This is a genomic window from Bradyrhizobium sp. USDA 4506 (genome assembly GCF_054058795.1).
The window spans coordinates 8,378,681-8,400,380 of sequence record NZ_JBSSBM010000002.1; the positions used below are offsets into that span (position 1 = coordinate 8,378,681).

Annotated in this window: 24 protein-coding genes; 14 read left to right on the top strand and 10 right to left on the bottom strand. The window is 65.5% G+C overall.

The window, feature by feature from the left end; genetic code table 11:
- Nucleotides 1–99 precede the first annotated feature (99 nt).
- Nucleotides 100–597 carry a PaaI family thioesterase gene (locus ACVIHF_RS41625; RefSeq protein WP_253604173.1) on the bottom strand — a complete coding sequence of 166 codons (498 nt, stop codon included), beginning with the start codon at nt 595–597 and terminating at the stop codon, nt 100–102.
- Between the two features lie 149 nt (nt 598–746).
- Nucleotides 747–1,940 carry a glutamine-hydrolyzing carbamoyl-phosphate synthase small subunit gene (gene carA / locus ACVIHF_RS41630; protein WP_057017029.1) on the bottom strand — a complete coding sequence of 398 codons (1,194 nt, stop codon included), beginning with the start codon at nt 1,938–1,940 and terminating at the stop codon, nt 747–749.
- 160 nt (nt 1,941–2,100) lie between these two features.
- On the opposite strand from carA, the gene ACVIHF_RS41635 reads away from it, so the two are divergent.
- The 8 genes from ACVIHF_RS41635 to ACVIHF_RS41670 all read left to right on the top strand — a co-directional run bounded on the left by ACVIHF_RS41635 (nt 2,101) and on the right by ACVIHF_RS41670 (nt 8,872).
- Nucleotides 2,101–2,802 (top strand): alpha/beta fold hydrolase, encoded by a 702-nt coding sequence (locus tag ACVIHF_RS41635; RefSeq protein WP_456793787.1) that lies wholly within the window; start codon nt 2,101–2,103, stop codon nt 2,800–2,802.
- Between the two features lie 58 nt (nt 2,803–2,860).
- Nucleotides 2,861–3,316 (top strand): GatB/YqeY domain-containing protein, encoded by a 456-nt coding sequence (locus tag ACVIHF_RS41640; RefSeq protein ID WP_028333117.1) that lies wholly within the window; start codon nt 2,861–2,863, stop codon nt 3,314–3,316.
- A gap of 118 nt (nt 3,317–3,434) precedes the next feature.
- Nucleotides 3,435–4,052: a GTP cyclohydrolase I FolE gene (gene folE / locus ACVIHF_RS41645; protein ID WP_456793789.1), complete on the top strand. Its 618-nt coding sequence runs from the start codon at nt 3,435–3,437 to the stop codon at nt 4,050–4,052.
- Nucleotides 4,053–4,079: 27 nt separating this feature from the next.
- Complete coding sequence (locus ACVIHF_RS41650) at nt 4,080–5,600, top strand: FAD-dependent oxidoreductase (RefSeq protein WP_456793790.1); 1,521 nt, start codon at nt 4,080–4,082, stop codon at nt 5,598–5,600.
- Between the two features lie 269 nt (nt 5,601–5,869).
- On the top strand, nt 5,870–7,480 hold the full coding sequence (locus ACVIHF_RS41655) for an acyl-CoA synthetase (protein ID WP_456793791.1): 1,611 nt from the start codon (nt 5,870–5,872) through the stop codon (nt 7,478–7,480).
- Nucleotides 7,481–7,512: 32 nt separating this feature from the next.
- Nucleotides 7,513–7,983: a MarR family winged helix-turn-helix transcriptional regulator gene (locus ACVIHF_RS41660; RefSeq protein ID WP_283064440.1), complete on the top strand. Its 471-nt coding sequence runs from the start codon at nt 7,513–7,515 to the stop codon at nt 7,981–7,983.
- A 79-nt stretch (nt 7,984–8,062) separates the two neighbouring features.
- Nucleotides 8,063–8,431 (top strand): nuclear transport factor 2 family protein, encoded by a 369-nt coding sequence (locus ACVIHF_RS41665; RefSeq protein ID WP_092087414.1) that lies wholly within the window; start codon nt 8,063–8,065, stop codon nt 8,429–8,431.
- Nucleotides 8,432–8,434: 3 nt separating this feature from the next.
- Nucleotides 8,435–8,872 (top strand): hypothetical protein, encoded by a 438-nt coding sequence (locus ACVIHF_RS41670; protein WP_456793792.1) that lies wholly within the window; start codon nt 8,435–8,437, stop codon nt 8,870–8,872.
- Nucleotides 8,873–9,065: 193 nt separating this feature from the next.
- On the opposite strand, the gene ACVIHF_RS41675 is transcribed toward ACVIHF_RS41670, so the two are convergent.
- From ACVIHF_RS41675 to ACVIHF_RS41690, 4 genes are read right to left on the bottom strand one after another with little or no spacing between them, the layout of a single operon-like run.
- On the bottom strand, nt 9,066–9,581 hold the full coding sequence (locus ACVIHF_RS41675; RefSeq protein ID WP_456793793.1) for an SRPBCC family protein: 516 nt from the start codon (nt 9,579–9,581) through the stop codon (nt 9,066–9,068).
- Nucleotides 9,582–9,613: 32 nt separating this feature from the next.
- Entirely contained in the window at nt 9,614–10,081 is a 468-nt protein-coding gene (locus tag ACVIHF_RS41680) for an SRPBCC family protein (RefSeq protein ID WP_057018077.1), read from the bottom strand.
- On the bottom strand, nt 10,074–10,538 hold the full coding sequence (locus tag ACVIHF_RS41685; RefSeq protein ID WP_253604166.1) for an SRPBCC family protein: 465 nt from the start codon (nt 10,536–10,538) through the stop codon (nt 10,074–10,076). The genes ACVIHF_RS41680 and ACVIHF_RS41685 overlap by 8 nt, the downstream gene beginning before the upstream one ends.
- Nucleotides 10,531–10,845: an ArsR/SmtB family transcription factor gene (locus ACVIHF_RS41690; RefSeq protein WP_028343393.1), complete on the bottom strand. Its 315-nt coding sequence runs from the start codon at nt 10,843–10,845 to the stop codon at nt 10,531–10,533. The genes ACVIHF_RS41685 and ACVIHF_RS41690 overlap by 8 nt, the downstream gene beginning before the upstream one ends.
- A gap of 120 nt (nt 10,846–10,965) precedes the next feature.
- On the opposite strand from ACVIHF_RS41690, the gene ACVIHF_RS41695 reads away from it, so the two are divergent.
- The 4 genes from ACVIHF_RS41695 (at nt 10,966) to ACVIHF_RS41710 (ending at nt 15,756) form a co-directional block, all read left to right on the top strand.
- Complete coding sequence (locus ACVIHF_RS41695) at nt 10,966–12,405, top strand: LVIVD repeat-containing protein (protein WP_456793794.1); 1,440 nt, start codon at nt 10,966–10,968, stop codon at nt 12,403–12,405.
- A 7-nt stretch (nt 12,406–12,412) separates the two neighbouring features.
- The gene (locus ACVIHF_RS41700; RefSeq protein ID WP_456793795.1) at nt 12,413–12,955 is read left to right on the top strand and encodes a hypothetical protein; all 543 of its coding nucleotides are present in this window, start codon (nt 12,413–12,415) and stop codon (nt 12,953–12,955) included.
- A 246-nt stretch (nt 12,956–13,201) separates the two neighbouring features.
- The gene (locus tag ACVIHF_RS41705) at nt 13,202–13,819 is read left to right on the top strand and encodes a LysE family translocator (protein ID WP_028333127.1); all 618 of its coding nucleotides are present in this window, start codon (nt 13,202–13,204) and stop codon (nt 13,817–13,819) included.
- A 149-nt stretch (nt 13,820–13,968) separates the two neighbouring features.
- Nucleotides 13,969–15,756, top strand: coding sequence for an adenylate/guanylate cyclase domain-containing protein (locus tag ACVIHF_RS41710; RefSeq protein WP_456793796.1), 1,788 nt, complete (start codon nt 13,969–13,971; stop codon nt 15,754–15,756).
- Nucleotides 15,757–15,820: 64 nt separating this feature from the next.
- Here the strand turns inward: ACVIHF_RS41710 and ACVIHF_RS41715 are convergent, their stop codons facing one another.
- From ACVIHF_RS41715 to ACVIHF_RS41725, 3 genes are read right to left on the bottom strand one after another with little or no spacing between them, the layout of a single operon-like run.
- Nucleotides 15,821–16,744, bottom strand: a complete 924-nt coding sequence (locus tag ACVIHF_RS41715) for an FAD binding domain-containing protein (RefSeq protein WP_456793797.1) — start codon at nt 16,742–16,744, stop codon at nt 15,821–15,823.
- Complete coding sequence (locus ACVIHF_RS41720; RefSeq protein ID WP_456793798.1) at nt 16,741–19,422, bottom strand: molybdopterin-dependent oxidoreductase; 2,682 nt, start codon at nt 19,420–19,422, stop codon at nt 16,741–16,743. Before ACVIHF_RS41720 ends, ACVIHF_RS41715 begins: the two co-directional genes overlap by 4 nt.
- Entirely contained in the window at nt 19,419–20,081 is a 663-nt protein-coding gene (locus ACVIHF_RS41725; RefSeq protein ID WP_310879691.1) for a TetR/AcrR family transcriptional regulator, read from the bottom strand. Before ACVIHF_RS41725 ends, ACVIHF_RS41720 begins: the two co-directional genes overlap by 4 nt.
- Before the next feature lie 193 nt (nt 20,082–20,274).
- Between ACVIHF_RS41725 and ACVIHF_RS41730 the strand changes: the two genes are divergently transcribed.
- The gene (locus ACVIHF_RS41730) at nt 20,275–20,508 is read left to right on the top strand and encodes a DUF6894 family protein (protein ID WP_253604146.1); all 234 of its coding nucleotides are present in this window, start codon (nt 20,275–20,277) and stop codon (nt 20,506–20,508) included.
- Nucleotides 20,509–20,517: 9 nt separating this feature from the next.
- The gene (locus ACVIHF_RS41735) at nt 20,518–20,697 is read left to right on the top strand and encodes a hypothetical protein (RefSeq protein WP_456793799.1); all 180 of its coding nucleotides are present in this window, start codon (nt 20,518–20,520) and stop codon (nt 20,695–20,697) included.
- Between the two features lie 12 nt (nt 20,698–20,709).
- Here the strand turns inward: ACVIHF_RS41735 and ACVIHF_RS41740 are convergent, their stop codons facing one another.
- The gene (locus ACVIHF_RS41740; RefSeq protein ID WP_456793800.1) at nt 20,710–21,642 is read right to left on the bottom strand and encodes a helix-turn-helix domain-containing protein; all 933 of its coding nucleotides are present in this window, start codon (nt 21,640–21,642) and stop codon (nt 20,710–20,712) included.
- Nucleotides 21,643–21,700: the final 58 nt, after the last annotated feature.

The window sequence follows — 21,700 nt, forward strand, 5'->3', positions numbered from 1 at the left end:
CTCGGACAGGGAAACTCAATCACAGAGCGCAGGCCGCGATCCAGCGCGCTTCGTCATGGCTCCAATGCGCCAAGATCTGGCGCCAAGATCCGATTGCCTTCAGGTCGTCTTGGGCAACTCGAACACCAGGCAGGTCGTGGTGGCATGGGCGAGCAGCTTGCCATTGTCGTCGGTAATCCGCGCTTCCGCCGTCGCAACCCGGCGGCCGGCGTTGAGCACATGGCCCTCGGTGCGGATTTTGCCGGTGTCCTGGCTCATGCCGCGGACGAAGGAGATCTTGAACTCCAGCGTGGTGTAGCCAAAGCCCTGCGGCAGCGTGGTCTGCACCGCAAGCCCCATCGCGGAATCCAAGAGGATCGCGGCGTAGCCGCCATGCACCGAGCCGATCGGGTTGTAGTGGCGCAGGCCCGGGATGCTGTGGATCACCACATGGCCGGTCTCGGCGGTGCAGTCGAACGGCTCGACATTCTCCATGATCGGCGGCTCCGGCAGGGTCCGGGCGAAGATGCCGCGCACGAAGTCGAGCCCCGGCATCGACGTCATCACCGCCATCGAGGAGACGCCGTAGACGGGCTTCGGGGTGGCGGGGGCGGTCATGTCGAGATTTCCCGTGATGTGATGCGAAGACGCATTGCCGCTGTCGGTGCCAGCCGCGCGCAATAGCCGTCATGCCCGGACTTGATCCGGGCATCCATCTTCTTCAAGGGATGGATTGCCGGGTCAAGCCCGGCAATGACGATCGGGCTCTAAGCCGCGCGCTTGTTCTTCCGCATCAAATCGGCAAAGCGCTGGAACAGATAGTGCGAGTCGCGCGGGCCGGGCGAGGCTTCCGGGTGATACTGCACCGAGAACACCGGCTTGCCCTCAAGCGCGATGCCGCAATTGGAGCCGTCGAACAGCGAGATATGGGTCTGGGTCGCGCCTTTCGGCAGCGTCGCCTGGTCCACGGCAAAGCCGTGGTTCATCGAGGTGATCTCGACCTTGCCGGTGGTCTCGTCCTTGACCGGATGGTTGGCGCCGTGATGGCCCTGATGCATCTTCATGGTCTTGGCCCCGACGGCAAGGCCAAGCATCTGATGGCCGAGGCAGATGCCGAAGGTCGGCGTCCCCGACGCGATCACCTTCTGGATCACGGGCACGGCATATTTGCCGGTGGCGGCGGGATCGCCGGGGCCGTTCGACAGGAACACGCCGTCCGGCTTCATCGCCAGGATGTCTTCGGCGGCGGTCGTCGCCGGCACCACGGTCACCTTGGCGCCGACGCCGGCGAGCAGGCGCAGGATGTTGCGCTTGATGCCGTAATCGATCGCGACCACGTTGAATTCCGGCGCGGTTTGCTGGCCGAAACCGTTGCCCCACACCCAGGGCGTCTCGTCCCAGGTGAAGCGCTGGCCGGAGGTGACCATCGGCACCAGGTCCATGCCCTCGAGGCCGGGCCATTCGCGGGCTTCTTCCTTCAGGCCGTGCAGGTCGAACTCGCCGTTTCTGGCGTGCACGATCACCGCATTGGGCATGCCCTTGGAGCGGATCAGCGCGGTCAGCGCGCGGGTGTCGATGCCGGAGAGGCCGATGATGCCGCGCGCCTTCAACCACAGGTCGAGATGGCGGGTGGCGCGGTAATTCGAGGGATCTGATATCGCCGAGCGCAGGATCACGCCGCGCGCGCCGGGCGTCGCCGCCATGTTCACCGTCTCGATGTCTTCCTCGTTGGTACCGACATTGCCGATATGCGGGAAGGTGAAGGTGATGATCTGGCCGGCATAGGACGGATCGGTGAGGATCTCCTCATAGCCGGTCATCGCGGTGTTGAAGCAGACCTCGCCGACGGCGTGGCCTTCCGCGCCGAGACCGAAGCCTTCCAGCACGGTACCATCGGCGAGCACAAGGAGCGCGGTCGGTTTATGGTCCGGCCAGGCGGGAGCGTTTTCGGATGTTGTCATGAGCCCTTTAAATAGACGCCGCACCCTGCGGCGTCAAAGCGAAAGGGCACGGATTCACACGGCAATACCGGCCGATTTGACAGGCCCGAACGGCCTTTTAATCTAAAGTTCCCTGAAGCGGCCGTTTGCTTGCCGAAAATGACCCGTCCGGAGCTCCCGCATGGATAATACGATGCCGATCCTGCTCGTCCCGGGCCTCATCTGCTCGCCGCGGATTTTCGCCCCCGTCATTCCGGCGCTGTGGCGATGCGGGCCGGTGACGGTCGCCAACCATATCAGGGACGACAATATGGGGGCCATCGCCCGCCGGATCCTGGCCGAGGCGCCGCCGCGCTTTGCGCTCGCCGGGCACTCGATGGGCGGCTACATCGCCTTCGAGATCATGCGGCAGGCGCCGGACCGGGTTGCGAAGCTGGCGCTGATGAGCACCCAGGCGCGGGCCGATACGCCGCAAGTGACCGCGCGTCGCCGCGGCATGATCGAGCGTGCTAGAAGCGGCCAATATCGCAGCGTGGTCGATGAGCTGTTTCCGGGCTTCGTGCATCCGTCGCGGCAGGGCGATGCAAGCCTGCGCCGGATCGTCGACGACATGAGCGAGGACGTCGGCGCCGAGGCTTTCATCCGCCAGCAGAACGCGGTGCTCAGCCGGCCGGATTCGCGGCCGAGCATGGCCTGGATCAAGTGCCCGACCTTGGTGCTGACGTCGGATACCGACAACACCGTGCCAAATTCGCTGTCGGACGAGATGGCCAACGGCATTCCCGGCGCAAAACTTGTAGTGCTCGCCAATTGCGGTCACCTGCCGCAGCTGGAACTGCCGCAGGCCTGCGCCGATGCGCTGGTCGAATGGCTGAGGAACTAGGTTGTTCTGCCGGTGCAAACTGCCTAGATGAGGGGATTGCTGGCTCAAGGACAACGAAATGCTGCGCGACGACATCAATACTGCGGTCAAGGAAGCGATGAAGGCGAAGGACGAGCGCAAGCTGTCCACGCTGCGCATGGTCAATTCGACCATCAAGAACGCCGACATCGACGCGCGCGGGCAGGGCAAGCCGCCCCTCTCCGATGCCGACCTGCTCGGCCTGCTGCAGAAGATGATCAAGCAGCGCCAGGAGTCGGTCGAGCTCTATGACAAGGGCGGCCGCGCCGAGCTCGCGGCCCAGGAGCGCGAGGAGATCGCCGTGATCTCGGCGTACCTGCCGAAGCAGATGTCCGATGACGACGTGAAGGCCGCGATCTCGGCGATCATCGCCGAGACGGGTGCCGCCGGCATCAAGGACATGGGCAAGGTGATCGGCGCGCTGAAGGCGAAATACGCCGGCCAGATGGATTTCGGCAAGGCCAGCGGCCTGGTGAAGGCGGCGCTGACGGGCTAGCCGTTCGTCCCGGCTGGCTTGCGGCGCAAAGTGTCGCGAGCCGAATTGCGGGAACCTTTCTGCTGACGGAGCATCTGACGGGCATGACCTCGCGATGACTCCGCAAAGGAAAGGCCCGATGAACCCGATTGTGCATACGCTGGATCGTGCAAGAGCCGCTCAAACCGAATCCGACAAGCCGACCCGGGCCGAAGTCGAGGCCGCAGTCCGCACCATCATCCGCTGGACTGGTGACGATCCCGAGCGGGATGGTTTGCTTGAAACTCCGGCGCGTGTGACGCGTTCGTTCGAGGAATTCTTTGCGGGTTACGACCAACGTCCCGCGGAGATCCTGGAAAAGACCTTCGAGGAGATCGAAGGCTACGACGAAATGATTGCCCTGCGGGGCATCCGCTTCGAGAGCCATTGCGAGCATCATATGGCGCCGATCATCGGTCAGGCCTGGGTTGCCTACATCCCGAACGGCCGCGTGGTCGGCATCAGCAAGCTGGCGCGGGTGGTCGACATCTATGCCAGGCGTTTGCAGATCCAGGAGAAGATGACGGCGCAGATCGCCAACACCATCAACGACGTCTTGAAGCCTCAGGGCGTAGGCGTCATCATCAAGGCGTCGCATCACTGCATGACGACCCGCGGCGTGCACAAGCCGGATACCGATCTCGTGACCAGCCGCATGCTGGGTTGCTTTCGCGACAATGCGCTAACCCGCCAGGAATTCCTCGGCATAGCGGTTTAGAGCGTCACAGGGCGATGGAGGAATGATATGGCCGATCAGCAAGCTCCTTCCGGTCCGGATCTGACACAAGGCGTTGCCCTCTCCGACTTCACGGGCGCGATGTTGCTCGGCCATGTCGGCGACGAGGACGTGCTGCTGGTGCGCTCGGGGGCGGATATCTTCGCCATCGACGCGCATTGCAGCCATTACCACGGCCCGCTCGCCGAAGGCCTCCTTGAGGGCGAGACCGTCCATTGCCCCTGGCATCACGCCTGCTTCGATATTCGCACCGGTGAAGCGACCGCCGCGCCCGCCTTCAACGCGCTCGCTGTCTGGAAGGTCGAGCGGGAGGGCGATCGCATCATCGTGCGCGAGAAGCGCGCGCAGCCGAAACTCCGCGTCAAGGGCCCGGTCGATGCGCCCGGCAGCATCGTGATTGTCGGCGGCGGCGGGGCGGGGTTTGCCGCCGCCGAGATGCTGCGACGGCAGGACTATCGCGGCAGCATCGTCATGCTGAGCGGCGAGGCCGCGCCGCCGGTGGATCGTCCGAACCTGTCAAAGGACTTCCTCGCCGGCAGCGCGCCGGAAGACTGGCTGCCGCTGAAGCCGGACGATTTTTATCGTGACGCGGCGATCGATCTGAAACTCAGGACCGAGGTCAAGTCGATCGATACCGGCCGCCGCAATGTCGTGCTCGCCGGCGGCGAAACGCTCGCCTATGACCGGCTGCTGCTGGCGACCGGCGCGGAGCCGGTGCGGCTGCCGATCCCGGGCGCGGACCAGCCCCACGTTCATGTGCTACGCACCGTCGACGATTGCCGGGCCATCATCGCCGCGGCCAGCGGAGCGCGCCGCGCGGTGGTGATCGGTGCAAGCTTCATCGGTCTCGAGGCGGCGGCCTCGCTCCGCGCGCGCCAGATCGAGGTTCACGTGGTCGGGCTGGAACAGCGGCCGATGGAGCGCGTACTCGGGCCGGAGATGGGCGATTTCGTCCGTGCGCTGCACGAAGAGCATGGTGTCGTATTCCACCTCGGCGACACGGTGACCGCGATCGAGGGCAAGCGAGCCCGCCTGAAGAGCGGGCCTGTGCTCGATGCCGATCTCGTCGTGGTCGGTGTCGGCGTGAAGCCGCGGCTGGCGCTGGCGGAAGCGGCCGGGCTCGCCATCGACCGCGGCGTGACAGTCGACGCCTATCTCGAGACCAGCGTTCCCGGCATCTACGCGGCCGGCGATATCGCGCGCTGGCCCGATCCGCACAGCGGCGAGACGATCCGGGTCGAGCATTGGGTGGTGGCGGAGCGCCAGGGCCAGACCGCCGCGCGGAATATGCTTGGGCAGCGCGAGGTGTTCGACGCGGTGCCGTTCTTCTGGAGCCAGCATTACGACGTGCCGATCAACTATGTCGGCCATGCCGAGCAGTGGGACGAGATCGCGGTGGACGGCAGCATTGCCGGCAGGGATTGCGTGCTGCGCTACAAGCGCGGCGGGCGCGTGCTCGCGGTCGCGTCGATCTATCGCGACCTCGATAGCCTCAAGGCCGAGGTCGCAATGGAGCGGGCGTCAGCCTGACGGCTTTCTCCTCAAGGATGTTCGTAGCCCGGATGCAGTGAAGCGAAATCCGGGGGAGTCTGTCCACTCGATGAGAACCCCGGATTGCGCGGAGCCTGTCATCGGGCGCGCGTTCGCGCGACCGCTCCATCCGGGGTTCTTTATCCGGGCATCACATTCTTCGTCAGCCCGGGCTTGTCCCGGGCATCGACGTCTCTACAATCTGCCGCGGCAAATGCGGATGGCAGGGGAAAGCCCGGCCATGACGAGGGACGGAAGCAAAACACACCATGCTCAAGGAAGCCGCTACTTACGACGAACTCTATCGCAACTTCCGCTGGGACGTTCCCGCGCGCTTCAACATGGCGACCGCGTGCTGCGACCGCCATGCCGACGGCACCGGGCGGCTCGCGCTGGTCTATGTCGACGAGGATGGCGGCACCACGCGCACCTCGTTCGACGAGGTCGCGGACGCCTCGCGCCGTTTCGCCAATGTGCTGACCAACGACGGGCTGGTGCGCGGCGACCGCGTCGCGGTGTTCCTGTCGCAATCGCTCGAACTGCCGGTCGCGCATCTCGCGGCGTTTCGCGCAGCGATGATCTCGATCCCGCTGTTCGCGCTGTTCGGCGAGGATGCGCTCGAATTCCGCCTGTCGAATTCTGCTGCCAAGGCCGTGATCACCGATGAGGTCGGCTGGGAGAAGATCGCGAAAATCCGCGATCGCCTGCCCGAGTTGAAGAGCATCTATATCGTCGGCGAAAAGACGCCGGCGGGGACGAGACCGTTCTGGAGCGCGATCAAGTCGGCGTCGCCTGAGTTTGCGACCGTCGACACCTCGGCCGACGATCCCGCGCTGATCATCTACACGTCGGGCACCACGGGCAATCCGAAGGGCGCGCTGCACGCGCATCGCGTCGTGCTCGGCCATCTGCCCAATGTCGAGATGTGCCACAACTTCCTGCCACGGCCCGGCGACCTGATGTGGACGCCGGCCGACTGGGCCTGGATCGGCGGCCTGATCAACGGCCTGTTCGCATTCTGGTACCACGGCATCCCGATGGTCGGTCACCGCGCCCGCAAGTTCGAGCCGCAGGCGGCGATGCAGATGATGGCCGAGCTCGGCATCCGCAACGTGTTCCTGCCGCCGACCGCGCTGAAGCTGATGCGGCAGGCCAATGTAAAGAATTCCGGCGTCAGGCTGCGCAGCATCTTCACCGGCGGCGAGTCGCTCGGCGGCGAATTGCTGGATTGGGTGCGCGACACCTTCGGCATCGACGCCCATGAGGTGTTCGGTCAGACCGAATGCAACCTCGTGATCGGCAGCAATTCCAACCTGTTTCCGATCCGTCCGGGCTCGATGGGCCGCGCCACGCCGGGCTTCGACGTCCGCATCGTCAACGAGAAGGGCGAGGAGCTGCCGCGGGGCCAGCGCGGCATCATCGGCGTCCGCCAGCCGTGCCCGTGCACCATGATCGAGTACTGGCGCAATCCGGAAGCGACCGCGAAGAAATATGCCGGCGAATTCCTGCTGACCGGCGATCTCGGCGTGCAGGATGAGGACGGCTATTTCTGGTACGTCAGCCGCGAGGACGACGTCATCACCACCGCCGGCTATCGTGTCGGCCCGTCCGAGATAGAGCACACGCTGATGAAGCATCCGGCGGTCGCGATGTCGGCGGTGGTCGGCATCCCCGACCCGATCCGCACCGAATCGATCAAGGCCTGGATCGTGCTGCGGCCGGGCTACGCGCCGAACGATGCTTTGGCGCGCGAGATCCAGGAGTTCGTCAAGGTTCAGCTCGCCGCCCACGAGTATCCGCGCTTCGTGCAGTTCGCCGACAGCCTGCCGATGACGGCGACGGGCAAGGTGCTGCGGCGGGAGCTGAGGGCGCTGGGCTAGATTCTCTCCGGCAAGTCCGTCACGATACGCACATGCAAAAGACTGCCTCGCAGGCCCCCGGCCTGCATCGCGCCTCGCTCAGGAAGCTCCACGAACTGGATGCGGCGCTGGAGCTGATGTATTACGGCTGGCGCGGGATGACGCTGGCGGCCGATCAGTATCTTGCCACGGTTGGCCTGTCGCGGCCGCATCATCGCATTCTCTACGTCATTGCGCGGCGGCCCGATATCTCGATCGGCTCGCTGATCGAGGTGCTCGGTATTTCCAAGCAGGCCCTGAACCGGCCACTTGGCCTGTTGCTGGAGCGTAAGCTCGTGGCGGCGAAGCGGTCGCCCGAGCAGCATCGTTCCAAATTGCTGCACCTGACCGCAGCAGGGCAACGCATCGAGCAGCGCGCGTCCGACCACGAGCGCGAGGTGCTCCGTGAGGCGTTCGGTCGCGTCGGCGCGCCCGGCACCGCCGCATGGATGGCGGTGATGGGAGCAATCGCCGACAACAATTAGCCTCCTCAAGTCAACATAGTTGACGTGATAGGCTCGTCGTGCCAGTCTGCCCCGCAGTCACGCGGGGGAGGGCAGTCGCATGGGCGAACAGATCATGGACCGGGCGGCTGCCGGACGCTTTGTCGAGGCGTGGTGCGCGAACTGGTGCAACGTCGATATCGACGCCGTCGTCGCGCACTTCGCCGACGATGCCGAGATGCGCAGCCCGTTGGCGCTCAAGTTGACGGATGCCCCGGTGGTCACGGGGGCCGAGAATATCCGCGCCTACTGGCGTAAGGCCTATGGCAGCATCGCAAGCGCGGACCTCAAGATCCTGAACTGGAGCTGGGACGAGACCATCGCGCGCCTGACGGTGTGGTGGCAACTCGGCGATACGCGCGCCAGCGAGTTCATGGACTTCGATGGCGCCGGCCGTGTGGTGCGCAGCGAAGCGTTCTACGGAAAATAGCCCATGCGATTTTCGGATGTCGTCCTGCTGCTCAACGCGCTCTGGTTTGGCGCCGCATTCGTCCAGTTCAGCATCGCCCAACGCAACACGCTGAAGATCCTGGTCCCACGCGAGGAGCGTGGCAACCCGATTGCGCCGACCTTGTCGGCCAGCGTCGCGTTTCTCGGCGGCATCAATCTGCCGATCGGGCTGCTCTCGATGTACTTCCTGGCCGCAAGGCCGCCGTTCTTTCACGGCGTTGAGGCGCAGCTCGCATTGTTCCTGTTTTTCGCCGCGTGTCACTTCAGCCAGTTCGCCTATAATTTGCCTGTGCTGATGCGCGGCGGGCGCGTCGGGGTCGCTTACTGGCCGGTGCTGAAGGGCCCGATGCTCAGGATCTTCGCCATCGACGCGACGCTGTTTGCGGCCAACCTGATTGTTGCGCTCTTGCTCGTGGCGTGAGCTACGAGGGCTGGGCGTAATACCTCCTCACCGTCGTCCCGGGCAAGCGAAGCGCGACCCGGAACCCATAACCACAGCTATATGTTGTTGTGCGACGCCGTGGCCCCAGCGAACTTCACACGCAGAGCGGTGGTTATGGGTCCCTGCTTTCGCAGGGACGACAGCGGAGTATGGAGCGACTGTATCGCCAACCTTACGTCGGCATCGGGATTCCCAATTCCTTCAGCGCGGCCATCATGCGCGCTGGCGGCTGCATCGGGATCACCATTGCCTTGCCGGTCTCCACGAGGCTCTTCAGGCTGGAGAGGATCGCCGGCCAGCCGGTGCGGCCGCCTGCGAGAATGTCGTCGCTGATCGGACGGTCATGCGATTGCAGGAGCGTCAGCTTCACGCCGTCGCCTGCCGGTTCGATCTCCCAGGTGACGAGCGTCGGCCCGAGCTTTTCGACCAGCTGCGGCCAGTTGACGTTGAAGGTGACGGTCAGCCGCTTCAGGGGATCGCACTCGATCACCTCGCCGGAGATGTGCAGCGCGCCGTCGGGCGTCCGCACGACGTAGGCGCCGCCGATCCGCAGGTCGACCTCGATCGCGTTGCCGGAGAAATACTGCCGGCTGAATTCGGCAGTCGTCAAAGCCTGCCACACCTTCTCGGGCGTGGCGGCGATGTAGATCGCGTAGACGATTGCCGGTTTGAATTTCTCGATGTTCATGTCTGTACGCACCCGTCGATAGATTTTCATTGTCATTCGAAGCCGTCGATCCCGAGCGCGGCCGGCGGGATCGTGACCGCCTTGCCGGTCTCGAGCAGGCTCTTGAGCCCCGACAGGATCGCCGGCCAGCCCTTGGAAATGCCGTCGAGCAGCTTGCTGCCCGCACCGAAGCCCTCATGGGTCACGGTCAGCTTCACGATCTTGCCATGGGCCTCCAGCGTGAAGACCACCTTGGTTGCCGGCTCCTTGCGCATGTCCTCGTCGAGCACGTGCTTGAAGGTGTAGGCGAGACGCCGCGGCCGGTCGGCCTCGAGGATCTCACCGGTGTCGGTGGTCTTGCCGCCCATCACCAGCGCGAGCGGCGAGCCGACCTTCCAGTCCGATTGTAGCTCGGTGTCGAACCAGTATTGCCGCGTGAACGCGCTCTTGGTCAGCGCGTCCCACAGTTTGTCCGGCGTGGTCTCGATGTAGGTGACGTAGGCGAATTCGGGCTTAGGCATGGTAGGCCTCCCTGGCGCCGCTGGTGAGCAGGTCGGCCGGCAGTTCGCGCCCGGTCTCCAGGAAACTCTTCAGGCTTGCGATCACCATCGGCCAGCCGCCGGAGATGTCGCGCAGCGTCTTCGGGCCGAGATTGTCGTGCGTCACGGTCAGCTTGACGACCGTGCCGTGCGGTTCGATGTCGAAGGTCACGCGCGAGACCTGCTCGCGCTCGACGCCTTCCTTCACGACGTCCCAGCTGTAGGCGAGCTTGTTCGAGGGATCTGCGATCAGCACCTCGCCCTGCACGCTGCGTCGCCCGTCCTTGGTAAGACAATAAAGCGAGCCGACCTTCCAGTCGGAACTGATGCGATAGCCGAACCAGAAGCGTTCGGTGAAGTCGCTCGATGTCAGCGCATGCCACAGTTTGTCGGCGGTGGTCTCAATATAGGTGACGTAGACGTAGTCCGGTTTACTCATCACGCTTCTCCAATTGTCTTTTCAACTCGCTCAGCGCGGCGAGTTTCCCGCGCTCGAACTTCCTGATCCACCGCTCGCCGATCTGATGGATCGGAACCGGGTTGAGATAGTGCAGCTTCTCGCGGCCATGCTTGATCGTGGTGACGAGGTTGGCCTCCTCGAGAATCACAAGGTGCTTGGTGACGGCCTGACGCGTCATGTCGAGGCCGTCGCAGAGCTCACCGAGCGTCTGCCCGTTCTGATCGTGAAGCCGGTCAAGCAGCGTTCGCCGTGAGGCATCCGCGAGGGCTTTGAAGACTTCATCCATGGGTCGGATAATAGGCAACCGAATGGTTGCATGTCAAGAGCGTGTGTTTTGGCATCGGCAGCACCGTGCTAGCTTCGCCGGCAGCCAACGCAGATTGGTGTGGAACATTGGGTGGTGCGCATGGGCGGTCGCGTTACGGCAGTTTGCTGCACGTTGGTTCTTGTCCTGCTCGCGAATGGTGCGAGCGCCCGGCAGAAGATCGGCGATCCGCCCGAGGCCTCCAACATGAGGCTGGTTGGAACCAACGATTTGCAGGCGCGCAGCGCCTATCAGCCGACCATCCATCATCAGGGCGACAGATGGATCGCCTATATCGGTCATCACGGCGGCACCGACGACATTCCCGATCCCGTCAACCCGGTGACCGGCAAGGCCGAGCCGAACGGCACCTCGATCGTCGACGTCACCGATCCCGCGCATCCGAAATATCTGCGGCACATTCCCGGACAGGAAGGCAAGTATGAATCGGGCGGCGCGCAGATGGTGCGGATCTGCGACGGCAAGGATTTGCCGAAGGGCGATCGCAACGCAGTCTACATGCTGCGCACCTTCGGCAGCGAGGCGCACGAGATCTGGAACGTCGCCGATCCCGCCAATCCGGCGCTCGTCACCCGGATCGGCGGCTTGAAGGACACGCACAAGAGTTTTTGGGAATGCAGCACCGGCATCGCCTTCCTGGTGTCGGGCGCGCCGGACTGGCGCACGCGGCGCATGACGCAGGTCTATGATCTCTCCGATCCCGCGCAGCCAAAGAAGATCAGGGACTTCGGCCTGCCCGGGCAGGAGCCGGGCGCGACCGGCGCGGTGCCGACCGAACTGCACGGGCCGATCTCGACCGGGCCAACGGGCAATCGCGTCTATTTCGGCTACGGCACCAACAAGGGCGGCTTCCTGCAGATCGTCGACCGCGACAAGCTGTTGAACGGACCGAAGGAGCCGACGCCGGACAATCTGAAATACCCGGAGATCGCGCGGATGCCGCTGTCCGCCATGAACGGCGCGCATACGGTGTTTCCGATGCCCGGCATGCCGATCGCCGAATTCGCCCACGACAAGGATGGCAAGAGCCGCGACATCGTGATGATCGTCGACGAGGCGATCCAGAACGAATGTGGCGAGGCCCGGCAGATGGTGTGGTTCGCCGACGTCACCACCGAGGCGCGGCCGATGCTGATCTCGAGCTACACGGTACCCGAGGCCTCCGGCGCGTTCTGCGCGCGCGGCGGCCGGTTCGGCTCGCATTCGTCGAACGAGAGCATGGCGCCGGTCTACTACAAGAAGCTGGCCTTCATCGCCTTCTTCAACGCCGGCGTCCGCGCGCTCGACATCCGCGATCCCTATCACCCGAAGGAAGTGGGGTACTTCATTCCCTCCATCACGGCGGCGACCGACAAGCGCTGCGTCACCATCGACGGCAAGGACCGCTGCAAGGCCGCGATCCAGACCAACAATGTCGAGACCGACGAGCGCGGCTACATCTATGCGGTCGACCGCGCCAACACCGGCCTGCACATCCTCGAACTGACCGGCGCGGCGCGCGCCGTCGCCGGTCTGCCGTGAGCACGCGATGATGCACTCATGGCGGGTCATCGCGGCGATGATCCTCGTGCTCGGCGGGCTCTCCGCCGTCGCCGGCTACGAGATGGCGCCGCCGCGCGCGGCCGCGTGGCGCGAGATCGGCTGGCCGTTTCCGCGCGACGGCTGGCCTGCCGGCCGGGCTTTCCGTTGCGGCGCGGCGGAGTGCGGTGACGACGTCGAGGTTTATCTCAGGCCAAAGCTCGGCTTCTGCAATTGCGACGGCGGCGTCGCCGATGACGACGAGGTCGATCGCGTCGCCGATGTCGACATGATCAGCCCGCGCTTTGTGCCGCTGAAGGCGGGCGATGTCGTTGCTGTCGCCGATATGCCGGGGCGGATCAGGGTCTATGATCTCGAGATGCCCAACGGGAAGCGCACTGCGATCGGCATCGCGGTGTCGCATCGCTGCGACCTGATGGCGGTCGCGGCGCAGGGGAGCGGCGATGCCGCGCGCGTGCAGCTAGCGACGTTGAAATTTCTGGAGGGGCAAGAGATCAGGTCATGGATGATCGCGGCCATGGAGGGCCGTTGAGCGTGATCTCTCTTCACCTCGCCCCGCTTGCGGGGAGAGGTCGGATCGCATCGCCAGATGCGATCCGGGTGAGGGGGGTACAGGTCTAACGGCCCGCACCGCCTGGCGGAGAGAGCCCCTCACCCCAACCCTCTAAGAGCGAGCTTCGCTCGTCTCGACCCCGCGAAGAACGGGGAGAGGCGGCGGGCCGCTTCCATGTTCGGCTCTTGCGTGCATAATGACGATAAGAAACAAACGAGCTCTCCCATGTCCCTGCAAGCCTATTTCGCCTTCGTCGCCGCCTGCATCGCGCTGGCGCTGCTGCCCGGTCCGATCGTCACGATGGTGATCGCCAACGGGCTGCGCTACGGCACGCGCGCCGCGCTCACCAACGTGCTGGGCGCGCAGGTCGGACTTGCGATCGTGATCGGCACCGTCGCGGTCGGGCTGACCTCGCTGATGGCGACGATGGGCTACTGGTTCGACTGGGTGCGCTTTGCCGGCGCCGCCTATCTGGTCTGGCTCGGCTTCAAGCTGATCCGCTCGCCGGTCGAGGGCGTCAGCACCGACGACACGCCGCCGCCGCCGCGCGGCGGCTTCTTCCTGCAAGGCTTTCTGGTGCTGCTCTCGAACCCGAAGGTGCTGGTGTTCTTCGGCGCCTTCATCCCGCAGTTCATGGATATGGACAAGCCGCACGTTCCGCAGGTGGCGCTGCTCGGCCTCACCTTCATGGCGACCGCCGTGCTGACCGACGCCGCCTACGCCTTGGCTGCCGGCCGCGCCCGCAAATTCTTCTCCAAGGAGCGGACCCGGCTGATGTCGCGCATCTCGGGCGGCTTCATGATCGGCGGCGGCATCTGGCTGGCGCTGACCCGGGCGCGATAGACCCGCTGGGCGATAGCCTCAAGGTCGTCGTTGACAATGCCGCCGATTTCCAGCCTGGGCAAGCAGCGCAGACGTTTGCTCTAGCCCGGAGGCCGTCAGCCGTGCTTTGATCGGCGACGAAAATTAACCCCTCGTCCGGGGGCATGTCTTTGACCACCGATAGCATGGATCGGCGTCTGGCAGCGGTTCTGGCGGCCGATATCGCCGGCTACAGCCGGCTGATGGGAATCGACGAGGAAGGCACTCTGGCCAAGCTGAAGTCGGTCAGGCGAGCGTTGCTGGATCCAGCGCTGGCGGCACATCGCGGCCGCGTCGTCAAGACGACCGGCGACGGAATCCTCGTTGAATTCGCCAGCGCCGTCGACGCGGTGCGCAGTGCCGTCGAAGTGCAGCGCCGCATGGCCGATCAGAATGCTGCCGTGCCAACGGAGCAGCGGCTCGAATTCCGAATCGGAGTCCACGTCGGCGACATCATCTTTGATGACAACGATATCTTTGGCGACGGCGTCAACATCGCAGCGCGCCTGGAGGGGATTGCCGAGCCGGGTGGCGTCTGCATTTCCGATGACGTGCAACGGCACATTCGCGGCAAGGTCGATGCGACCTTCGAGGACATGGGGCCGCAGGTCCTGAAGAATATTGCCGAGCCTATTCGGACATGGAGAGTTCGCGTCGGCGGCGCCTCCGCAGCGGCCGCGATCGCGAAGCACGCGTTCACTGCACCGGCTTCCCCAGCCGCGATTGCCGAGAAGGCCTCCATCGCGGTGCTGCCGTTCCAGAATATGAGCGGCGATCCGGAGCAGGAATACTTTGCCGACGGCGTCGTCGAGGACATCATTACCGCGCTGTCGCGCTTCAGATCGCTGTTTGTGATCGCGCGCAATTCAAGCTTCACCTACAAGGGGAAGTCCGTCGACATCAAGCAGGTCGGGCACGAGCTCGGTGTGCGATACGTGCTGGAGGGATCAGTGCGCAAGTCGAGCGGCCGCGTTCGGATCACCGCGCAACTGATCGAGGCCGGCAGCGGTACGCATCTCTGGGCGGACAGGTTCGACGGCGAACTGAGGGATGTGTTCGACCTGCAGGACCAGGTCACCGCGAATGTCGTCAGCATCATAGCTCCGAAGATCCAGCAGAGCGAAATCGAACGAACCCGAACCAAGCCGACCGACCGTCTCGATAGCTACGATCTCTTTCTGAGAGGCATTGCGGCCTATGCAGATCGCTCCAAGTGGGGCGACGCTGAACTCGGCGAGTGGTTCAACAAGGCCTGCGGGCTTGATCCGAACTATGCAGCCGCTCAGGTCATGCTGGCCTATTCGTCGCTGCTGAAACAGACCACGCGCGGCACGCCCCCCGGCGCGGAGGAGTTGGCGGAGGCGCTGCGGATCGCCGGGCTCGCCTGCGCGCTAGCCAGCGACGATCCGTTCGTGCTGGCGCGCGCGGCTCACATGTTTGCCTATCTCGGCCACGACTACGATCGCGCTGAGACCATGATCGAAGAGGCGATCTCGCTCAATTCGAATGATGCTGCGGCGTGGGGATATCGCGGCTGGATTTCGCTCATGTGCGTCCAGCCGGCACGCGCGATCGAAAGTTTTGAGCACAGACTCCGGCTCAGCCCGATCGATCCCGGGCGGGCGTCCATGTGGAACGGAATCAGTTTCGCGCATTTCATGCTCGGTCAGTATGAGCAGGGCCGTGCGGCCGCCGCCAAGGCGCTGGTCATCGGCGAAGACGCGCACACGCTCAGCGCGTTGATCATGAACGAGGTCGGCTCGGGGCGCCTCGACGAGGCGCGCGTCATCGCCGGCCGGCTGCTCAAGCTGCGGCCCGATTTCCGCGCGTCCTACGCGCGGCAGAATTTTCCGACCAGATCCGCCGAATGGGGCGACCGCATGGTCGCCGTGCTGTGTGAGGCCGGCATACCGGCGTAGGAATTCCTGGATCTATGCATTCCAGACGCGACGCTGTCTCGAGGCCGCGAATGGGCGCTTGATCCTACGCCACGATCCGCTCGACCACGTCGCGCACCAGGCCCGTCAGCAGCTCGAGCTTGTATCCGGTCATCGGCAGCGGCCTGGCTCCCGAGATCGCCAGCTCGGTGGCTTGCGCGATGGTCGCCGCGTTAATCTGCTTACCCTGCAGCGCCGCCGCGGACGCGGTCAGACGCAGCGGGACCGGGGCGATGCCGCCGGCGGCGATGTGGACCTGCTGGAACGCGCCGCCGGAGATCACCGCCCGCACGCAGATCTCGACCAGCGGCCATTCCGCATGCGTCCGGCTGATGGCGCGCTTGTACAGCGCGCGCTCGCCGGCCAGCGGAACGGGGAGCTCGATCCGCTCGATGCGTTCGCCCGGTGCAAGCAGATTGTCGGCCGCGCCGTTGCTGCCGTCGCCGAGCAGCTCGGAGATCGACAAGCCGCTGCGCCGATCGGTGGTGACCTTCGCATCATAGGCGAGCAGCGCCATCGCCATCGTCGACGGATGCGGCGCGACGCATGGGCCGAGATCGAACGCGACGTGATAGAGGTGGTTGCCGGATCGCGCCGGGCAGTCGGCGCCACCCTTCTTGAGGCAGGCGATCTGCGGATTGCGGAAATACCAGCAGCGCGAGCGCTGGGCGAGATTGCCGCCGAGTGTCGCCATGTGCCGGATCTGCGGCGTGGCGAGGCCCTGCGCGGCGGCGGCGATGCCGGGGTAAGCCTCGGCGAGCCGCGGATCGGATGCGATCGCAGCGATCGTGGTCAGGGCGCCGATGCGGGCCGAGCCGTCCGCATTCGACGCAACACCGATCGTATCGGGACTGGCGGCGAGATCGATGATCGAGCCGCACGACAGGCCGCTGCGGCGACGCTCCGACAGATCGGTGCCGGCGGCGCGGAATTCGGGCGCGGATATGACGTCTGCAGTCGCGACACTCATGCGGCATCCCTCCTTTTCAGCGCGGCGACGATGCGATCGGGCCGGATCGGAATCTCGGTGAGGCGGACGCCGATCGCGTTGTGGATCGCGTTGGCGACGGCGGCCGAGGTCGGCACCGTCGACGCCTCGCCGATGCCGACGCTGTTGCCGAGCACATGGTCGAAGCCGGCTTCGTCGAAATGGACCTCGATCTCCGGCGTGTCGGCGATCCCAGGGATGCGATAATCCTCCATCCCCGCGGTCAGAACGTCGCCGGTCTTCGGATCAAGCTCGCGCGCCTCGTAGAGCGCGTAGCCGAGGCCCTGGATCACCGCGCCGCAAGCCTGGCTGCGCGCCAGCGCGGGCGCTGCGATCTTGCCGACCGCGATGCCGGTATGCACGTTGAGCACGCGGACATGGCCGAGCCAGGTGTCGACCTCCACCTCGATGACCTGCACCGAGCTCGGCACGCCGGCGCCGACCGCGATGTTCGAGAAGCGGCGCATCATCCAGCCGAACACCATGCCCATCAGGCCGACTTCGCGCAGCGGCGAGCGGATGCCGGGCGCGGTGTTCTTGCCGTCCTCGCCGCGCGTCTCCACCATTGCGATGTCGGGCGAGCGCGCGATCAGCTCGCGCCAGGGCGCGTTCGAGCCGGGCGCCGGCTTTCGCGTGGCCTGTTCGAGCATCGCGGCCTTCAGTTTCCGCACCGCCTGCAGCGTCGGCGGCATCACCGAGGCGGTGACGCGGCTGCCGCCGGAGCCGGGGCCTTCGGGCAGCGAGGAATCGCCGATCCGCACATCGATCTCGCCGGGTTCGAGATCGAACTCGCGCGCGATCGCGTCGGCAAGCACGCTGCGGGTGCCGGTGCCGATGTCCTGCGTCGCCGTGCTGGCGACGATGCGGCCGCCCTTGACCGCGACCTCGACCTTCACCTTCGGCTGCCACAGATAGAGCCAGTAGCCCGTGGCGACCCCGATGCCGCGGCGATAGCGGCCGTTCTGCGCCGGCTTGCGGTTGCGCCAGATCTCGAGCCCTGATGCCCAATCGTAGAGCCGCTGCCGGTTGGGATCGGGATCCCAGCGCTTGCGCAAGGCGATCGGATCGACGTTGAGCCGCAGCGCGGCCTCGTCGATCGACTGCTCCACGGCGAATGCCATCGGCGGACCGCCGGGGCCGCGGAAGGCGGCGCCGGGCGGCAGATTGCTGATGACGTCAAAATCCGAAAGGTCCTTCGCCTCGGCCGGATAGATCAGCCGCGCCAGTCCCGCGATGGTCGAGTTGGTCGCGGCCCCGGTATCGGCATGCGCGGTGACCGAGAGCGCCTTCAGGCCGCCTTGCTCGGAAGGTAGCAGCGCGACCTTCAACTCCGCGGCCGGCCGATAACCGGCGACCGAGAGTTCTTCCTGGCGATCATAGGCGACCCGCACCGGCGCTTTCGCCGCGCGGGCCAGCTCGATCGCGGCGATCGTCTCGGTGCCGAGGCTCGCTTTCGAGCCGAAGCCGCCGCCGACGTGCTCCGCGATCACGCGGACCTTGTCGTGATCGAGCTTGTAGCGTTTTGCGATCTGCTCCTTCAGGTGAAACACCTGCTGGGTCGAGGCGTGCAGGGTCAGCCGGTCGCCGTCGAAGCGCGCCACCGCGGCGTGGGGCTCGAGACAAGCATGCTGCTGCGTGGCGGTGCGGAAGGTGGCTTCGACGAGTAGCTTGTTGTTGGCCTGGCGCGCCTCGTCCACCCAGTTGCGGGCCTTCTTGGCGCGGGTCGAGAACACCGCGGTCGGCCCGCGGACGTTCTGCTTCCAGGGCGCCGGCCCGCCGGCCGCTTCCGAGACGTTGCCGGCCCGCTTGCGGCTCGCCTTGTCGAACACCACGGGCGCATCATCCTTGCGTCCGGCGTCGAGCCCGACCACGGCGGGCAGGCGCTCGCTGGTCAGCTTGATCGCGGCCAGCGCGGCCAGCGCCGTCTTGCGATCGCGGGCGGCAACCGCCGCAATCGGCTCGCCGACATAGCGCACGACACGGTCGTCGCCGAGCAGCGACACCGCGGTAACGCCGGGGAGCGCGCGCGCCGGCGCCAGATCGAGCGTGGCGATGCGCGCATGCGCCTCGCGCGAGCGCAGGATCAGGCCTTCGAGCTGGCCGTCATGATGGATGTCGACGGTGTATTTCGCCGCGCCCGTCACCTTGTCGCGGGCCTCGATGCGGGGCGCCGTGACATGATCGCCGTCGAAACGGCCGGCGCAGGCATCCGCCACCGCACGGAAGATCCCGTCATAGGCGCCGCAGCGGCAGAGATGACCGGACAGCGCCGCGCCGATCTCCTCGCGCGACGGCACCGCCGTTCCCCTGGTCGCGCGCCAGCGGTCGCAGAACGCGGTCGCTTCCACGATGAAGCCGGGCGTGCAGAAGCCGCATTGCAGGGCGTCATGCGCCATGAACGCCTTCTGCACCGGATGCAGCCCGGACGCGCCGATGGCTTCCACCGTCGTCACCGATTTGCCGGCGGCGGCGTGCGCCGGCATCAGGCAGCTTGCGACCGGCGCGCCGTCGACCAGCACGGTGCAGGCGCCGCAGACGCCGGCGCCGCACACCAGCTTGGTGCCGGTTAGCTTGAGCTGGTCGCGCACGATGTCGATCAAGAGCGCATCGGGATCATCGGGCAGGGATTCGACGCGGCCATTGACGGTCGTCGTGCTCATGGATGTCCTCCAGTTGTCCTGCGGGTCGGCCTCTTGGGGATTGCCGCCTTCTTGACGGGCGGCTTCTGCGATTTCGGTAGCGCGCCGGCGCAGAGCGTCCGCACCATGATCGCCATGTCCTTCAGGAACGCATCCGCCGGCTGCATCGCCGGATATTGCGACTTCGCTGCGTACATCGCCATCTCGACCAGCCGCGCGAATTCGGCCGGCGAGAGGTCCTGCGGCAGCGCGAGCTGCTGCTTGCGCACGATCCGCGTGATCGTCGCGACCATGCGCTCCGCATAGCGCGCGGCGTAGGTCTGGTAGAGGTCGCGCGCGTGCACGAGGTGCTCGGAATACAACTCCTCGAGATGCGGCGAGCCGTCCAGCGAGCCGATCATGGTCGACATCCGTGCGGTCATGCCCGCGGCGAGGATGTCGCCGAGATCGCCGCCCGCGGTCTCCGCCGCGGCAAGGGCGGTCTCCTCGGCCGCGATCGCGGACTCATGCACGCGCTCGATCACGGCACGGAACAGCGCTTCCTTGGATTCGAAGTGGTGATAGAGCGCCTGCCGCGTCAGGCCGGCCGCCTCGGCGACCTGCTCGATCGAGGAGCGGCGAAAGCCGTGCCGGCGGAACACCAGCATGGTGGCATCGAGGATGCGGGTTTTCGGTCCCATTTGACGATTTTGACAAATATGGAAAAACTGTCAAATCGCGATTTGGTGAGGAGGCGGTGCTGGGGCTTGATCACCATTCCGCGAGGCCGCCGCGCGGCCCGCGTCCGTGTGAACCGCCTTTCGAATGGTCGCGTCGAAGAAACGTGGAGCTCCAAAGATGACCTTCTGGTCCGGAGCTTGCGAGGATACGCACATGACCCAGGTCTTTTTCCATTGCTCGACCACGCACGGGGTGCTGATGGATCGCCGCGGCACCTCGGTGACCAGCCTCTCGGAGGCCTGCGAGGCGGCGACGTGCATGATGCGATCGCTTGTCGCAACGGTCAGCCTGGAAGACTGGCGCGACTGGGTCGTGCATGTCAGCGACGACGCCGGCGAGGAGATCCTGATCCTGTCCTTCGCATCCGTGCTCGGCAAGCCGCACTGAGAGGGCGCCATGCTGTCACCGCACGCATCATTGCTCGCTCTGCGCGACGGCTGGAACGCGATCACGACGGGCTTGCAGAACCTGATCGCGCGAATTCGCGATCCCTACCGGCCCGAGCTGCACTACATGCGCGGACCGGGTCCCAAATGGCATGCGAAGCACGCCGTTCAAGCCGCGCCGGCCGGTTGAGCGCGGCGCTGTTCAGCTCTCGCTTCTCGCCGGGCGGTGCATCTCGCGCCGCCACGCCGCCGGGCTGACGCCGACCACGGCGGAAAACACCCGCGTGAAGTGGCTTTGATTGGCGAAGCCGGCCGAAATCGCGATCTCGGACAGCGACAGGTCGCGCGCCGCCATCAGTTGCTTGGCCACCTTCAGGCGCTGCTGAAGCAGCCATTGGTGCGGTGGCAGGCCGGTGGAGATGCGGAAGGCGCGCGAAAAATGGCCGACCGACAGATCGAGCTCGGCCGCGATCTGCTTCAGCGAAATCTTCCCGCTGAGGTCGGATTCGAGCTTTTCGCAGGCGCGGTTGATCTGCCAGGCGGCGAGGCCGCCACGGGTCGGTCCGGTCGGATGTTGTATTCCGCCATAGGTCCGGGTGACGTGCGCGGTCAGCGCCAGCATCATGTGATCGATGAACAGCTGGTTGGTTTCGTCCGGCCGGCGCAATCCCTCGCGCAGCAGCGCCCCGACGTGACGAATGACGCCATCGTCGTGACCGGTGCCGATTTCGCAGGACAGTTCACCGATGCGCGGCGAGCCGGTCTGTTCGGCGAAATCAGTGAGCGCCGAGCGCGGCAGATAGAAGAACAGCGAGTGGAACGGCTTGTCGATCACGTAGCGCGGATCGCGTTTGAGATCGTAAAGATAGGTCGCGCCCGCCGGGATATCCCGCTTCATGAGGCACTTGCCGCCCTCCCACAATTCGCAGTCCGGATAATCGTGCAGCTTCAGGCTGACCAGAAAGGCATCCTCGGCGGTGAGCGATCCGGACAGCCCGGGCACCGGGTTGTCGTCCCGGGTTTCGGTGACCGCGAGTTCGGCGCTGCGCAGCGTGCGCGTGATCAGCGCCGGCGGCGTATCCCTCAGGCGTAGGAATTGCCCGAGCCGCTGCCCGTAGGCGCCCGCCTGTGCCATGCGTGTTGAGTCCATCATTGATGTGCAGCCGGGCAGGGACTTGTCAGTCAGCCTGCGA

What these genes read in the sequence shown, in the direction of transcription:
- ACVIHF_RS41625 (WP_253604173.1), bottom strand. Translation starts at nt 597, where the DNA reads ATGACCGCCCCCGCCACCCCGAAGCCCGTCTACGGCGTCTCCTCGATG.
- carA (WP_057017029.1), bottom strand. Translation starts at nt 1,940, where the DNA reads ATGACAACATCCGAAAACGCTCCCGCCTGGCCGGACCATAAACCGACC.
- ACVIHF_RS41635 (WP_456793787.1), top strand. Translation starts at nt 2,101, where the DNA reads ATGGATAATACGATGCCGATCCTGCTCGTCCCGGGCCTCATCTGCTCG.
- ACVIHF_RS41640 (WP_028333117.1), top strand. Translation starts at nt 2,861, where the DNA reads ATGCTGCGCGACGACATCAATACTGCGGTCAAGGAAGCGATGAAGGCG.
- folE (WP_456793789.1), top strand. Translation starts at nt 3,435, where the DNA reads ATGAACCCGATTGTGCATACGCTGGATCGTGCAAGAGCCGCTCAAACC.
- ACVIHF_RS41650 (WP_456793790.1), top strand. Translation starts at nt 4,080, where the DNA reads ATGGCCGATCAGCAAGCTCCTTCCGGTCCGGATCTGACACAAGGCGTT.
- ACVIHF_RS41655 (WP_456793791.1), top strand. Translation starts at nt 5,870, where the DNA reads ATGCTCAAGGAAGCCGCTACTTACGACGAACTCTATCGCAACTTCCGC.
- ACVIHF_RS41660 (WP_283064440.1), top strand. Translation starts at nt 7,513, where the DNA reads ATGCAAAAGACTGCCTCGCAGGCCCCCGGCCTGCATCGCGCCTCGCTC.
- ACVIHF_RS41665 (WP_092087414.1), top strand. Translation starts at nt 8,063, where the DNA reads ATGGGCGAACAGATCATGGACCGGGCGGCTGCCGGACGCTTTGTCGAG.
- ACVIHF_RS41670 (WP_456793792.1), top strand. Translation starts at nt 8,435, where the DNA reads ATGCGATTTTCGGATGTCGTCCTGCTGCTCAACGCGCTCTGGTTTGGC.
- ACVIHF_RS41675 (WP_456793793.1), bottom strand. Translation starts at nt 9,581, where the DNA reads ATGAACATCGAGAAATTCAAACCGGCAATCGTCTACGCGATCTACATC.
- ACVIHF_RS41680 (WP_057018077.1), bottom strand. Translation starts at nt 10,081, where the DNA reads ATGCCTAAGCCCGAATTCGCCTACGTCACCTACATCGAGACCACGCCG.
- ACVIHF_RS41685 (WP_253604166.1), bottom strand. Translation starts at nt 10,538, where the DNA reads ATGAGTAAACCGGACTACGTCTACGTCACCTATATTGAGACCACCGCC.
- ACVIHF_RS41690 (WP_028343393.1), bottom strand. Translation starts at nt 10,845, where the DNA reads ATGGATGAAGTCTTCAAAGCCCTCGCGGATGCCTCACGGCGAACGCTG.
- ACVIHF_RS41695 (WP_456793794.1), top strand. Translation starts at nt 10,966, where the DNA reads ATGGGCGGTCGCGTTACGGCAGTTTGCTGCACGTTGGTTCTTGTCCTG.
- ACVIHF_RS41700 (WP_456793795.1), top strand. Translation starts at nt 12,413, where the DNA reads ATGATGCACTCATGGCGGGTCATCGCGGCGATGATCCTCGTGCTCGGC.
- ACVIHF_RS41705 (WP_028333127.1), top strand. Translation starts at nt 13,202, where the DNA reads ATGTCCCTGCAAGCCTATTTCGCCTTCGTCGCCGCCTGCATCGCGCTG.
- ACVIHF_RS41715 (WP_456793797.1), bottom strand. Translation starts at nt 16,744, where the DNA reads ATGAGTGTCGCGACTGCAGACGTCATATCCGCGCCCGAATTCCGCGCC.
- ACVIHF_RS41720 (WP_456793798.1), bottom strand. Translation starts at nt 19,422, where the DNA reads ATGAGCACGACGACCGTCAATGGCCGCGTCGAATCCCTGCCCGATGAT.
- ACVIHF_RS41725 (WP_310879691.1), bottom strand. Translation starts at nt 20,081, where the DNA reads ATGGGACCGAAAACCCGCATCCTCGATGCCACCATGCTGGTGTTCCGC.
- ACVIHF_RS41730 (WP_253604146.1), top strand. Translation starts at nt 20,275, where the DNA reads ATGACCCAGGTCTTTTTCCATTGCTCGACCACGCACGGGGTGCTGATG.
- ACVIHF_RS41735 (WP_456793799.1), top strand. Translation starts at nt 20,518, where the DNA reads ATGCTGTCACCGCACGCATCATTGCTCGCTCTGCGCGACGGCTGGAAC.
- ACVIHF_RS41740 (WP_456793800.1), bottom strand. Translation starts at nt 21,642, where the DNA reads ATGGCACAGGCGGGCGCCTACGGGCAGCGGCTCGGGCAATTCCTACGC.